Origin of the sequence: Promicromonospora citrea (assembly GCF_013004695.1) — a bacterium.
GTDB lineage: Bacteria > Actinomycetota > Actinomycetes > Actinomycetales > Cellulomonadaceae > Promicromonospora > Promicromonospora citrea.
Map to the genome: position 1 here is coordinate 1 of NZ_JABEMG010000049.1, position 12,740 is coordinate 12,740.

The 12,740-nt window shown below is 74.8% G+C and carries 14 protein-coding genes and 1 pseudogene; 5 read left to right on the forward strand and 10 right to left on the reverse strand.

The annotated features are described in order from the left end of the window. Positions 1-522 (forward strand): annotated as a pseudogene (locus tag HLB15_RS11285) (hypothetical protein); the annotation flags it as partial. Between the two features lie 13 nt (positions 523-535). On the opposite strand, the gene mqo reads toward HLB15_RS11285, so the two are convergent. Both mqo and HLB15_RS11295 read right to left on the reverse strand, forming a co-directional pair. Next, positions 536-2,029 (reverse strand): malate dehydrogenase (quinone), encoded by a 1,494-nt coding sequence (mqo, locus tag HLB15_RS11290; RefSeq protein WP_268240991.1) that lies wholly within the window; start codon positions 2,027-2,029, stop codon positions 536-538. 97 nt (positions 2,030-2,126) lie between these two features. Beyond that, complete coding sequence (locus tag HLB15_RS11295) at positions 2,127-2,975, reverse strand: helix-turn-helix transcriptional regulator (RefSeq protein ID WP_171105659.1); 849 nt, start codon at positions 2,973-2,975, stop codon at positions 2,127-2,129. Between the two features lie 220 nt (positions 2,976-3,195). Here HLB15_RS11295 and HLB15_RS11300 point away from each other — a divergent pair, with 220 nt between their 5' ends. Further along, complete coding sequence (locus HLB15_RS11300; RefSeq protein WP_171105661.1) at positions 3,196-4,143, forward strand: SDR family oxidoreductase; 948 nt, start codon at positions 3,196-3,198, stop codon at positions 4,141-4,143. A gap of 36 nt (positions 4,144-4,179) precedes the next feature. On the opposite strand, the gene HLB15_RS11305 is transcribed toward HLB15_RS11300, so the two are convergent. The 7 genes from HLB15_RS11305 to HLB15_RS11335 form a co-directional block, all read right to left on the reverse strand. Further along, a complete protein-coding gene (locus tag HLB15_RS11305) occupies positions 4,180-4,851 on the reverse strand; it encodes a maleylpyruvate isomerase family mycothiol-dependent enzyme (RefSeq protein WP_311979570.1) in 672 nt (223 codons plus the stop codon). Next, complete coding sequence (locus tag HLB15_RS11310) at positions 4,842-5,495, reverse strand: pyridoxine/pyridoxamine 5'-phosphate oxidase (protein WP_171105663.1); 654 nt, start codon at positions 5,493-5,495, stop codon at positions 4,842-4,844. The genes HLB15_RS11305 and HLB15_RS11310 overlap by 10 nt, the downstream gene beginning before the upstream one ends. Next, the gene (locus HLB15_RS11315) at positions 5,492-6,052 is read right to left on the reverse strand and encodes a TetR/AcrR family transcriptional regulator (protein WP_171105665.1); all 561 of its coding nucleotides are present in this window, start codon (positions 6,050-6,052) and stop codon (positions 5,492-5,494) included. The genes HLB15_RS11310 and HLB15_RS11315 overlap by 4 nt, the downstream gene beginning before the upstream one ends. Before the next feature lie 81 nt (positions 6,053-6,133). Continuing rightward, the gene (locus HLB15_RS11320) at positions 6,134-6,352 is read right to left on the reverse strand and encodes an SCO4848 family membrane protein (protein WP_171105667.1); all 219 of its coding nucleotides are present in this window, start codon (positions 6,350-6,352) and stop codon (positions 6,134-6,136) included. A gap of 27 nt (positions 6,353-6,379) precedes the next feature. Beyond that, the gene (locus HLB15_RS11325; protein ID WP_171105669.1) at positions 6,380-7,585 is read right to left on the reverse strand and encodes a GNAT family N-acetyltransferase; all 1,206 of its coding nucleotides are present in this window, start codon (positions 7,583-7,585) and stop codon (positions 6,380-6,382) included. A 57-nt stretch (positions 7,586-7,642) separates the two neighbouring features. Further along, positions 7,643-8,278 carry a GNAT family N-acetyltransferase gene (locus HLB15_RS11330; RefSeq protein WP_171105671.1) on the reverse strand — a complete coding sequence of 212 codons (636 nt, stop codon included), beginning with the start codon at positions 8,276-8,278 and terminating at the stop codon, positions 7,643-7,645. 85 nt (positions 8,279-8,363) lie between these two features. Then, the gene (locus HLB15_RS11335) at positions 8,364-8,909 is read right to left on the reverse strand and encodes a GNAT family N-acetyltransferase (protein ID WP_171105673.1); all 546 of its coding nucleotides are present in this window, start codon (positions 8,907-8,909) and stop codon (positions 8,364-8,366) included. Between the two features lie 91 nt (positions 8,910-9,000). Here HLB15_RS11335 and HLB15_RS11340 point away from each other — a divergent pair, with 91 nt between their 5' ends. Genes HLB15_RS11340 through HLB15_RS11350 form a run of 3 tightly spaced genes read left to right on the forward strand, consistent with a single transcriptional unit; the run spans position 9,001 to position 11,728 of the window. Then, a complete protein-coding gene (locus HLB15_RS11340) occupies positions 9,001-10,389 on the forward strand; it encodes an MFS transporter (protein ID WP_171105675.1) in 1,389 nt (462 codons plus the stop codon). Positions 10,390-10,408: 19 nt separating this feature from the next. After that, on the forward strand, positions 10,409-11,245 hold the full coding sequence (locus HLB15_RS11345) for a siderophore-interacting protein (protein WP_171105677.1): 837 nt from the start codon (positions 10,409-10,411) through the stop codon (positions 11,243-11,245). A gap of 51 nt (positions 11,246-11,296) precedes the next feature. Then, positions 11,297-11,728: a VOC family protein gene (locus HLB15_RS11350; RefSeq protein WP_171105679.1), complete on the forward strand. Its 432-nt coding sequence runs from the start codon at positions 11,297-11,299 to the stop codon at positions 11,726-11,728. Positions 11,729-11,732: 4 nt separating this feature from the next. On the opposite strand, the gene HLB15_RS11355 is transcribed toward HLB15_RS11350, so the two are convergent. Continuing rightward, a complete protein-coding gene (locus tag HLB15_RS11355; protein WP_171105681.1) occupies positions 11,733-12,656 on the reverse strand; it encodes an NADP-dependent oxidoreductase in 924 nt (307 codons plus the stop codon). Positions 12,657-12,740 lie beyond the last annotated feature (84 nt).

Here is a 12,740-nt window from a genome sequence, read left to right on the forward strand (position 1 = left end):
CTGGCGCGCGCGGTCGCGGACCTCGGCGGCCCCGACGTGCTGGAGACCCTGCTGCCGGTGCACACGCGGACGGACGCCGCGACGCGTGGCGCCGTCGGCTGGCACACCACCACGGTGCCGCTGCGCGTCGACGTGGCCGGGGGCGGGCCGGGGCAGGTGCGGGACACCGACCTCGCCGCGACCGGCAAGGCCCTGCGGGCGGCGCGCGAGCTGGCGACCGTGCCGCTCGAGCGGGTGGTGGAGTCGCTGCCGCGGCCGCTGCGCTTCCCGCGCGTGGACATCTTCCAGGTGTCGTACCTGGACTACCGCCGGCTGCCGGGCCACGCGGCCGCCGTCCGGCACGACGCCCACCACGTGTCGGCCGCGACCCGGGCCGACGACCTGCAGCTGTGGGTCTCCCGCACGGCCGACGGCATCGCCGTCCGCGCCCGCCTGCCCGCCATCCCGCAGGCGACGGCGACGGTGGACGCCCTCCTCACCCGCTGGTCGGCCCTGCTGCTGACCCTGGCGGACCTCTCGTGAGGCCCGCCAGGGGTCAGGCGCCCGCCGTGACCCGCTGGGCCGGGGCGAGCTGGGCGGCGTCGTCGGCCATGCCGCCGAGGCTCGGCATCATCGAGGTGAGCTGCGGCTTCCACTCGGCGTACTTCGCCGGGAAGCAGCGCTCGAGCAGGCCGGTCATCGCGGCGACGGCGGTCGAGGCGCCCGGCGAGGCGCCGAGCAGGCCCGCGATCGAGCCGTCGGACGCGGCGACGACCTCGGTGCCGAACTCCAGCACGCCGCCCTTGCCCTTGACCCACTTGATGACCTGGACGCGCTGGCCGGCGACGATCTTCTCCCAGTCGCCCGGGCGCGCCGTCGGCATGAAGCGCTGCAGCTCGTGGAACTTGGTCTCCGGCGCGGCGGCCAGCTGACCCACGAGGTACGCCGTGAGGTCGAGGTTCTTGGCGCCCGCGCCCAGCATCGAGAACACGTTGTGCAGGCGCAGCGACGTGATCAGGCCCAGGTACTTGCCCTTCTTGAGGTACTTGGGGCTGAACCCGGCGTACGGGCCGAACATGAGGTAGCTCTTGCCGTCCACGACGCGGGTGTCGAGGTGCGGCACGGACATCGGCGGGGCGCCGACGTCGGCCTTGCCGTACACCTTGGCGTTGTGCTGCGCCACGACCTCGGGGTTGGCGGTCCGCAGGAACTCGCCGGAGATCGGGAAGCCGCCGTAGCCGCGCGCCTCCTTGATGCCGGAGGCCTGCAGCAGCGGCAGCGCGCCACCGCCGGCGCCGACGAAGACGAACTTCGCGGTCACGGTGCGGCGGCGCGGCGAGGGGGCGTTCCAGGAGCGGTCGCTCAGGGTGAGGCGCCAGCGGCCGTCGCGCAGCTTCTTGAGGCCGCGCACCTCGTGGCTGAGGTGCAGCTCGGTGTTGTGGTCGGTCGCGAAGCCGATGAGCTTCTTGGTGAGCGCGCCGAAGTCGACGTCGGTGCCCGCGGCGGCGCGGGTGGCGGCGATCGGCTCGTCCGGGTCGCGCTCCAGCGTCATCAGCGGCGCCCAGCTGCCGATGACGGCGGGGTCGGTGCTGAACTCCATGTCGCGGAACAGCGGGTGGGCGCTGAGCGCCTCGTACCGGCGGCGCAGGAAGTCGACGTTCTCGGCACCGCGCACGAAGGTCATGTGCGGGGTGACGTTGATGAAGTCGGTGCCCTCCATGAGGCCCGCGGTGAGCAGGTGGTTCCAGAACTCGCGCGAGGTGTGGAACTGCTCGTTGATCTTCACGGCCTTGGAGATGTCGACGGAGCCGTCCTTGCGCTCCGGCGTGTAGTTCAGCTCGCAGAGCGCCGCGTGCCCGGTGCCCGCGTTGTTCCACGGGTTCGACGACTCCTGCGCCACCTCGTCGAGGCGCTCGTAGATCCCGATGCGCCAGGTCGGCTCGAGGATCGTGAGCAGCGCGCCGAGGGTGGCGCTCATGATCCCTCCGCCGATCAGCGCGACGTCGACCTCTTCGGTGGGACGGGGGGCGCTCTGGTGGTAAGAAGTCACGCTCGCAACGATAGCGGGCTTGTGAAAAGCGGAACGAGCGCTGTGGCGCGAATCACGTGATGTGCGCGGTGACCTCGCTCACGGTAGGCACCGGCCCTCACGGGACGGTCGCCACCTGCTGCGCGCCGATCACCGCCAGCAGCCGCAGCCGCTCGTGGCTCTCGCTGCCCGGCGCCGCCGTGTAGACGAGCAGGCGGTGCGCCTGGTCCGGGTCGACGAGGGTCTGGCAGCTCAGCTCCAGCACGCCGACCTCCGGGTGCACGAACCGCTTGATCTCCATCGGGCCGAGGCCGACCTCGTGCGTGTCCCACACCGAGCGGAACTCCGCGCTGCGCTCGAGCAGCTCCGTCACGAGCCCGGCGGCCCGCGAGCCCGGCCCGCGCAGCGTCGCGAGCTCGCGCAGGCCCCCGACGAACATGCGCGTCATGTGCGCGTGGTCCTCCGGCAGGTAGAGCGAGCGGGTCGCGGGGTCGGTGAACCAGCGGTAGCCGATGCTCCGGGCCTTGCCGCTGTACCGGCCGGCGTCGCCCGTGAGCGCGACGCCCGTCGGCGTCTGCCGCAGCGTCTCGCCCAGCTCCGTGATGATCTCGGCCGGGGTGTCGGTCAGCCGGTCGAGGATGCGCAGCAGGCCGGGCCCGACGTGCTCGCTCGTGGCGCCGCGCGGCGGCGGGTTGTGCCCGGCCAGCCGGAAGAGGTGGTCGCGCTCGCCCAGCGAGAGGCGCAGGCCCTGCGCGATCGCGCCGACCATCTGCTCGGACGGCTGCGGTCCGCGCTCACGCTCCAGCCGCGAGTAGTAGTCGGTGGACATGGAGCAGAGCATCGCCACCTCCTCCCGGCGCAGCCCCGCCGTGCGGCGGCGCTGCCCACGGGGCAGCCCGACGTCCTCCGGCTGCAGCGCCTCGCGGTGTCGGCGCAGGAAGTCGGCCAGGCCGGTGCGGTCGATCACGGTGCCCCCCTCGTCTCGGCGACGTGCCCACCTGTTCTACCTCGTGCCCGGCGGCGGAGCCACGGCCCGTCGATCCCCCTCTGCGGACCGGGTCCGCAGGGGACCCGGCGGGGTGGCCCCGCGAGCCTGTGATCGGCAGGCCCTGTCTACCGGCCGGGCGGGCGTCCACGATCGGTGGCAGGTCCCCGACACGGCGACCCCACACGAAGGAGCCGAAGCCATGACACGTAGGACTCTCGATCTCGCGGTGCCGAGCCAGGCCGGCCGGCGGGCGCTCGTCACCGGTGCGAGCGACGGCATGGGCCTCGGGCTCGCCACCCGGCTGGCCGCGGCGGGCGCCCAGGTGCTGCTGCCGGTCCGCAACCGGAGCAAGGGCGAGGCGGCGCTCGCCGCGATCCGGCGCACCGTGCCCGACGCCGACCTCGAGCTGCACGACCTGGACCTCGCCTCGCTCGACTCCGTCGCGGCGCTCGGCGAGACCCTGCGCCGCGACGGCCGGCCGATCCACCTGCTCCTCAACAACGCCGGCGTCATGCAGCCGCCCGCGCGCCAGACCACGGCCGACGGCTTCGAGCTCCAGCTCGGCACCAACCACCTGGGCCACTTCGCGCTGGTCGCGCACCTCATGCCCCTCCTGCGCGCCGGCCGGGCCCGCGTCACCTCACAGGTGAGCGTCGCGGCCCGGCGTGGACGCGTGCACTGGGAGGACCTGAACGCGGACCGCTCGTACTCCGGCATGCGCGCCTACTCCCAGTCGAAGATCGCGCTCGGCCTGTTCGGCCTGGAGCTCCAGCGCCGCAGCGCGGCGCAGGGGTGGGGCGTCACGAGCAACCTCTCGCACCCCGGCGTGGCGCCCACCAGCCTGCTCGCCGCCCGGCCCGAGATCGGGCGCGACCGCCCGACCGCCGGCGGCCGGCTCGTCCGCGCCCTCTCGGAGCGCGGCATCCTGCTGGGCACCGTCGAGTCCGCGTACCTGCCCGCCCTGCTCGCCGCGACCGGCCCGCAGTCCCGGCCCGGCGTCCTCTACGGGCCGAGCGGGCTCGGCCACCTCGGCGGGGCGCCTGCCGAGCAGCCCCTGTACCCGCCGCTGCGCAGCGAGACGGAGGCCGCCCGGGTGTGGGACACGTCCGAGCGGCTCACGGGCGTCGCGTTCGCCGCGACGGTGTGAGCGGTCGGGCGGGCGTCCCGCGGTGTACGCGCGCCGTCAGGACGGCGCGGGCGTCGAGGACGGCCACGGGCCGAGCTCGGGCAGGTCGTCCGGCAGCGGGCCGTCCGGGACGCGGCCGGCCAGCCACACCGTGACGTCCCGCGGGTCGCCCGCGACGTCGTCGACCGCCACGCCGTCCGGCAGGCGCACGGCCAGGAAGTCGCGCAGGTGGGCGCACAGGGTCTCGTCCCACGTCGCGTAGCCGACCGCCTGGCCGGTGCCGGTCAGCGCGTCGACCGTGTGGATGCGCACCTCGCGCCACCACGCGAGCAGGCAGCCCGACAGCGGCCCGTCCCGGTAGCCGCTCGGGGCGTCCCACAACGGCGAACCCGGCGCGGGCCAGGCGTCGGCCAGCTCGTCGCGCAGGGCGCGGAGCGCGGCGAGGTGCTCCGCGAGAGTGCGCCCCGCGTTCGCCTCGATGCCCGCGTCGCGGGCCGCCCGGCTCGCGTAGACCGGCACGACCTCGCCGCGGGCGGCGGCCCGGGCCTGCCCGGCCAGGGCCTCGCCCAGGTTCGTGACGTGCGCGAGCACGTGCCCGCGGGTCCACCCCTCCAGGGCCGACGGTCCGGCGACGTCCTCGGGCCCGAGGCGCTCGGCGGCCGCGATCAGCGTGTCCAGGCCGTCCGCCGAGTCGGCCAGCGCGTGCGGGGTCAGGTCGGTCACGGCCACAGCAGCCCCCTCGTCCAGCCGCCGGCGTCCGCGCGGTACAGCAGCCGCGTGTGCGGACCCTCGTCCGGCGCCTGCCAGAACTCGACGCTCGTCGGCGCCAGCGCGTACGCCGCCCAGCTCTCCGCGACCAGCCCCGGGTCCGCCGTCACGGCCTCCAGCGCCTCCGTGAACGCACGCACGTACTCGTCGCGCGAGCCCAGCGGCTCGCTCTGCCGGTTGACCAGGCCCGCGGCGCGCGACGCGTCGGGGCGGGCCAGGAAGTCGGCACGGCTCACGTCGGGGCCCGCCGGCGCGGCGCTGCCCGTCACCTTCACCTGCCTGCCCAGCTCGGGCCAGAAGAACGTCAGCGCGGCGTGCGGGTTCGCCGCCAGGTCCCGGCCCTTGGGGCCCGTGGACTGCGACGCGAACCACCAGCCGTCGGCCGTCACGTCCTTGAGGACCAGCGTCCGCGCCGTCACGTGTCCCGCCGCGTCGGCGGTCGACAACGTCGCGGCGTGCGGAGCGAGGAGCCCGGCGTCGATCGCCTGCCCCAGCCAGTGCTCGAACAGCTCGTGCGGGGTCCCGGGCGCGGTGTCCGGGTCGAACGCCGGGAGGCCCGGCCGGGCGAAAGCGGGCAGCGCGCGGAGGCGCTCGCGGAGGGTCACATGCTCTCCTTCTGGGTCAGCAGGCCGACGAAGCCGCGCACCGCTGCGGTGAGCGCGTCGGGGTCCTGCGTGGCACGGGCCAGGACGTAGCCGCCCTGGACGATCGCGAGGGCGGCGTGCGCCCGGTCGCCTGCCGCGTCGTCGGGCAGGCCGGCCTCGCGGAACGCCTCGGTGAGCACGCCGAGCAGGCGCACGAAGTAGGCCGTCACCACGTCGCGCAGGCCCTCGTCGTCCATCACCGCCTGGTCCGACGTGTGGCGGCCGATCCGGCAGCCCGCCAGCGCGTCGCGCGGGCGCTCGAGGTAGTCGACCACCCGCCGGACCGCGGGTGACTCGCCGCGCAGGTCGTGCATCGCGCGGGCGAGCGCGTCCTCGACCGTGGCACCGACGGCGGCCACCGCGAGGTCGTGCTTCGTGGGGAAGTGGTGGTAGAGGCTGCCCTGCCCGACGCCCGACGCCGCCAGCACGGCGCGTGGGCTCGTCGCGCCCACGCCCCGGGCGGCGAACAGCTCCTGTGCTGTGTCGATGAGGCGGTCACGTGCGGTCGCGGTGCTCATGGTCCGCCAGCGTACCTACCTCCAGGTATGGCGGCAACCGCAGGCGCGCCGGAGGAGGGATCCGGGCCGGACGCCCGGGGGTCAGACCAGCGTGAGGACGCCCAGCACGCCCACGGCCGTGCCCAGGGCGAGCGACACGACGACGAGCACCGCGTGCACCGTGCGGAACCGCGTGGCCCGGCCGTCCGCGTCGCGCGAGCGCGGGTCCGCGGCGATGCGCTGCCAGAACCGGGGCCAGACGAGCAGGTTCCACAGGCCGGTGAGGATCAGGACGACGGACCAGGCGACAGGGAGGTTCACCGGCCCAGTATGTGCCGGGGTGCCGGGTCAGAAGTAGTCGCGCACGTGCACCTGCCGCCCGGCGAACACCGCGCCGAGCACGGCGTCGTGGGTCGGTGCCCCGGTGAGGTGGCCGGCGATCCGCAGGTTGGCGGGCGACTGCGCGCCCGCGTACACGAGCGCGAGCCCGTTCGCCGTGAGCACGGGCCGCTCGTGGTGGGCGTCCTCGAGCTCCACCGCGTCGCGCTCGAGGTGGGTGACGCCGTCGGCGACCGTGAGCGTCCAGGCGCCCGCGAGGTCGTCGGTCCCCCGGACCGCGAACGGCAGGCGCGCGCCCTCCAGCGGCGACTCGACGCCGCCGAGCGCACCCGCGACGTCGAGCACCCGCAGCATGTAGGGGTGGGCGGCGTGCACCCGCGACGTGAGGTCCGGCAGCACGAGCCACGCCGGGTCCAGGCCCGACGTCGAGACGCGTGCCGTGCCGACGACCGTCGAGAAGCTGCCGAGCGTGCGCCACAGCGCGCGGGCGGCGTCCGGGGTGAGCGCGACGAGGTCGTCGACCTCCATGAGCGCCGTGGCGGGCGTGTAGCCCTCGCCGCGCACCCAGCTCGCGAACCCGACGACGTCGCCCGCCTCGTCGACCGCGAGCGTGACGCCCGTGTAGTCGGCGAAGAACTTCTCCGGCGGCGTCCAGAACGGCTTCTCGGCGCGCGAGACCGGGCCGTTCTGCCGCGCCGCCCACTCCCGGTGCACGCCCACGACGGCGTCGAAGTCGGCGACGGTCGCCCGGCGCGTGACGATCCCGGTCGCCGCGGGCACGCGGGCGAGGGCCTGCAACGGCACGTCCACGTCGTCGAACGAGCCGATCACCTCGTAGCCGAGCCTGCGGTAGATGCCGGGCGCGCTCGGGAAGAGCGTCGAGATCGTCTCGCCACCCTCGCGCGCCTCGGCGAGCGCGGCAGCGAACAGGGGCGCGACGTGGCCCGCGCCTCGCCGTTCGGGCTCGACGGCGACGCCCGCGACGCCGGCTGTCGACACCTGCGCGCCATGGAACCACGAGGTGAAGCCGTAGACCCGCAGCCGGGCGGCCAGCTCGTCGCCGTCGAACGCGCCCCACTCGCGGAAGCCCGCCGCCGTCCACTCCGCACGCGTCGGCACCGGCCGACCGCCCTCGGGCACGCCGAACGCCTCGGCGCCCAGGCGGGTGTAGGCGGGCTGGTCGTCGTAGCCGACCGGGCGCACGGTGATGCTCATGGAGCGACCTTAGCGGGGGCCCGCACGGGTATTCCGGCGCGCGGCGTGCGGCGCACCTCAGTCGCCGAAGTAGGCGACCAGGTCCTCGGCCGGGTGCGGCCGCACGAGCGGCGTGCGCGTCACCTCGAGCGGCTCCGGCGTCAGCAGGCTCGGCAGCTCGGCGTCGGCCGTGCGGTTGCCCGGCGTGATGCCGTCGTCGCGCACGAGGTCGCGCTGGAACATCACGGCGTCGTGCCACTGGCCGTGCTTCCAGCCGATGCGCTCGAACCGGCCCGCGCGCCGGAAGCCCGCTGCCTCGTGGAGCGCGACGGCCGGGTCGTTCGGCAGCACGATGCTGGCGACGACCCGGTGGTAGCCGCGGCGCGCGAGCCGCACCAGCAACGCGTCGTACAGCGTGCGGCCGGCCCCCTGCCGCTGGTGCTCGGTCGCGACGTAGACGTTGGTCTCCAGCGTCCAGCGGAACGTCGGGCGGTCGGCGAACGGCTTGGCGTACGCGAAGCCGGCCACGGTGCCGCCGGTCTCCAGCACCAGCCACGTCTCGCGGCCGAAGAACCGCTCGATGCGGCGCGTCATCTCGCGGGCGTCCGGCGGGGAGGTCTCGAAGGTCGCCGCCGAGTCGGCGACGAAGGGGGCGTAGATCGCGGCGCAGGCTGCGGCGTCGTCGGGAGTCGCGACGCGGACGATGCGGTCCATGCGGCGATCCTCCACCGGGTGGCGGGTGCCGCGGCGATCGCAGCGGGGAGTTGACGGGTGGCCGCCGACCGGGTAGGCGCGCTGGTCAGGAGGGCAGGTCACGGGGGAGCGCCTCCGGTGGCGTCGTGCCGAGCTCCGGCGCCAGGTCCTTCTGCAGGCGCATGACGTCGCGCCAGCTCCCGTGCTTCCAGCCGATCCGCCGCAGCGTGCCCACCACCTCGAAGCCGAGCGCGACGTGGAGCCCGAGGCTGGCGTCGTTGGGCAGGGCGAGGCCCGCCACGACCCGGCGGTAGCCCCGCGCGGCGAGCCGGTCGAGGAGCGCCTCGTACAGAGCCCTGCCCGCTCCGGTGCGGCGCAGGCCCGGCTCGAGGTAGACGCTCGTCTCCACCGACCACCGGTAGGCCGGACGCGGCGAGTACGGGCTGCCGTACGCGAACCCGACGACGGTTCCGCCACGCTCGGCCACCAGCCACGCGTGCCGGTCCGCGTACGCCGCGACGCGCCGGGCCATCTCGGCGACGTCGGGCGGATCGGTCTCGAAGCTGACGTGGGTGTGGCGCACGTAGAAGCCGTAGATCCGCGCGCACGGGGCCGCGTCCTGCGCGGTCGCGTCCCGGATGGTGAGGTCCATCCTCCGATGGTGCCGGTGGCCGGGCGGCTTGTCAGCGGTGTCTTCCGGCATCGGCGGTGACGATGTCGGTGGCGGGGCATAGCGTGACCTCGTGACCACGCTCCAGCGGCGGGTGCTCCTCGTCGCGATCCTCGGCTCGTTCGTGTCCTTCCTCGACGGCACGGTCGTGAGCGTCGCGCTGCCCGCCATCGCGCGCGAGCTCGCGGGGCCCGGCGTCGAGGGGCTCGCGCTGCAGCAGTGGGTGGTCGACGCGTACCTGGTCACCCTGGGTGCGCTCATGCTCGTCGCCGGGTCGGTGTCGGACGTCTACGGGCGCCGGCGCGTGCTCGCGGCCGGGCTGGTGGGCTTCGCCGCGGCGTCGGTGCTGTGCGCCGTCGCGCCGACCGGGCCGGTGCTCGTCGTGGCCCGCGCGCTGCAGGGCGTGGCGGGCGCCCTCCTCGTGCCGAGCTCGCTGGCCCTCCTCGTCGCGACGTTCGCCGGAGAGGCGCAGTCGCGCGCCATCGGGCGGTGGACGTCGTGGACGACGGCGGCGATGATCGTCGGCCCGTTCGTCGGCGGCCTGCTGGTCGACCTCGTGACGTGGCGCTGGGTGTTCTGGATCAACGTGCCCGTCATCGCGGTCACGCTGTGGCTCCTGCGCGGCATCCCGGCCGACACGGGCGAGCCGGGGCGCCGGGTCGACGTGCCCGGCGCCGTGCTGGCCGCGGGCGGGCTCGCGGGCGTCGTCTTCGGGCTCATCGAGGGCGAGCGGCTGGGCTGGGGGTCGGCGGGGGTGCTGGCCGCGCTGCTCGGCGGCGCCGCGCTGCTCGTCGCGTTCGTGCTGTACCAGCGCAGGGCGGCCGACCCGATGCTGCCGCTGCGCCTGTTCTCGGCGCGCAACTTCGCGTGGGGCAACCTCGCGACGACGGCGATCTACGGCGCGCTCTCGCTCGGCGGCTTCGTGCTCACGCTGTTCCTGCAGCAGGTGGCCGGCTACTCGGCGACCTGGTCCGGGCTCGCGCAGCTCCCCACGACGCTCGCGATGATCTTCCTGTCGGCCTGGTTCGGCACCCTGTCGGGGCGGTACGGGCCACGCCTCTTCATGACGGTGGGGCCCGTCGTGGCGGGCGTGGGCTTCCTGCTCATGCTGGCGATGGACGAGACCGCCTTCTACCCGACGCAGGTGCTGCCCGGCCAGCTCGTGTTCGGCCTCGGGCTGTCGATCACGGTCGCGCCGCTCACGGCCGCGATCCTCGGCGCCGTGCCCGCGCACGACGCCGGGATCGGCTCGGCCGTGAACAACGCGGTCGCGCGCGTCGCCGGCCTGGTGACGGTCGCGTTCGCCGGGATCATCACGGGCGGCGTGCTGGACGTGGCGTCGTTCCACCGCGCTCTCCTCGTCACGGCGGGGCTGCTCGTGCTCGGCGGGCTCCTGTCCTTCGCGGGGATCCGCTCCGTGCGCGGGGGAGAACCGGACGAACCCCTGGTCAAACGCGCTTAGGTATGCCTAACCTCAGCACATGGCACATCGAGGGCGCAGACCGGTCGACCCGCACGTCGTCATGGCCGAGGTGGTCAGCACCAAGCGCGTCACGCCCCACATGATGCGCGTGACCCTCGGCGGCGAGGAGCTCGCCCGGTTCACACCCGTCGGCTGGGACCAGTGGTTCCGCCTCTTCCTGCCGCGCGAGGGGCAGGACGCGCTCAGGCTGCCGACCCGCACGTCGGCCCTCTGGTACGCCGAGTACCTGGCGACCCCGAAGGCGCGGCGCCCCTGGGTGCGCAACTACACCGTCCGGACCGCCCGGCCCGACCTGCACGAGATCGACGTCGACTTCGTGCTGCACGGGAACGACGGCGGGCACGGGGACCCCGACGCCTCCGGGCCCGGAGCCGGGTTCGCCGAGGCCGCCGAGGCCGGGATGCGCGTGGGCCTGCTCGACCAGGGCATCGTCTACGACGCCGACCGTGCGGCGGGTCCCGCCCTGCTGGTCTGCGACGAGTCGGGGCTGCCCGCCGTCGCAGGGGTGTGCGAGTCGCTGCCGCCCGACGCCCGCGGCACCGCCGTGATCGAGGTGCCCGGCGAGGCGGACCGGCAGGAGGTCGACGCGCCACCCGGTGTCGAGCTGCGCTGGGTGGTGCGCTCCGACCCGCACGCCGTACCCGGCCAGGCGGCGCTCGCGGCGCTGCGCGACCTCGACCTCGGCGCGCCCGCCGAGGAGCTGTACGCCTTCGCGGTCGGCGAGTCCGCGCTCGCGACCGGTGCCCGCAGGCACCTCGTGGCCGAGCGCGGCGTGCCGAAGGCGAACGTGGACTTCGTGGGCTACTGGAGGCACGGCCGCTCGTCCCCGGGGTGACGGGAGGGAAAGGGGTGGGCGGGACGCCCCTGGCTGTGCCAGGGTCCCGCCATGGTCTCCTTCGTCTCCCACGTCACGGTGGACTGCGCCGACGCCTACTCCCTCGCCCAGTGGTGGAAGCCCGTGCTGGGGTATCAGGACGTACCGGGCGACCCGAACCTCCCCGGGCACGAGGAGTGCATGATCACCGACCCCGAGGGCAAGGGCGTCGACGTCCTGTTCGTCCAGGTGCCGGAGGGCAAGAGCGCCAAGAACCGGGTGCACCTCGACCTGCGCCCGCGCGCGGACCTGCGTGACACGGAGATCGAGCGGATCGCGGCGCACGGGGCGACCGTCGTCGGCGACCACCGCGGCATCTACGGCCCGGGCAGCGGCTGGGTCACGTTCGCCGACCCGGAGGGCAACGAGTTCTGCGTGCTGCGGTCCCTCGAGGAGGTCGCCGCGCACGAGCGTGCCGCGGCCGCCGAGCCGGCCGACACCTGACGGCTCACACCTGGACGACGACCTTCCCGCGCGTGTGCCCCGACTCGCTGGCCCGGTGCGCGTCCGCGGTGTCCGCCAGGTCGAAGACCTGGGCGACCTCGACCGACAGCTTCCCGGCGTCGAACAGCTCGGTGAGCGCGTCGAGGTCCGCGGTCGACGGGCGCACCCAGACGTAGTGGCCGCCGTGCTCGGTGCGCGCGGTCGCGTCGGTGATCGAGGCGATCGTGCCGCCCTGCGCGAGCACGGCCGCGCTCGTGGCGACGGCGTCGCCGCCCACGAGGTCGAGGGCGACGTCGACGCCGCCCGGCGCGAGCCCCCGCACCCGGTCGGCCAGGCCGTCGCCGTAGGTGACGGGCTCGGCGCCCAGGGAGCGCAGGAACTCGTGGTTGCGCTCGCTCGCCGTGCCGATGACCCGCGCGCCCAGCGCCCGGGCGATCTGCACCGCGAACGCGCCGACGCCGCCGGCCGCCGCGTGCACGAGCACGGTCTGTCCCTCGCGGACCCCGGACCGCTGGATCGCCTGGTAGGCGGTGAGGCCGGCGAGCGGGACCGCCGCGGCCTCCTCGAAGCTCAGCGACGCGGGCTTGCGCGCCAGCGTGCGTACCGGCGCGGCGACGAGCTCGGCGAACGTGCCGTCGTGGACGGTGTCCTTGCGCACGTAGCCGTAGACCTCGTCGCCCACCTGGTACTCGGGGGTGTCCAGCCCCACCTGCTCGACCACGCCTGCCACGTCCCAGCCCGGGATCGCGGGCAGGGTCGTGTCGATCACGCCCTCGAGGTAGCCCTCGCGGACCTTCCAGTCGACGGGGTTCACGGACGCGGCCCGCACGCGCACGACGACCGTGTCCGGCCCGACGTGGGGGTCCGGCACCTCCGTGAGCTCGAGGACGTCCGCGCTGCCGAACCTGCTGTAGGTGATCGCTCGCATGTCAGGGCCCAACCTCTCGTCCGGCCGCCGGTATTCCGGCAGATCTGGCTCCCGCGCAGACGACGCAGGAAAAGTGTGCCAAGC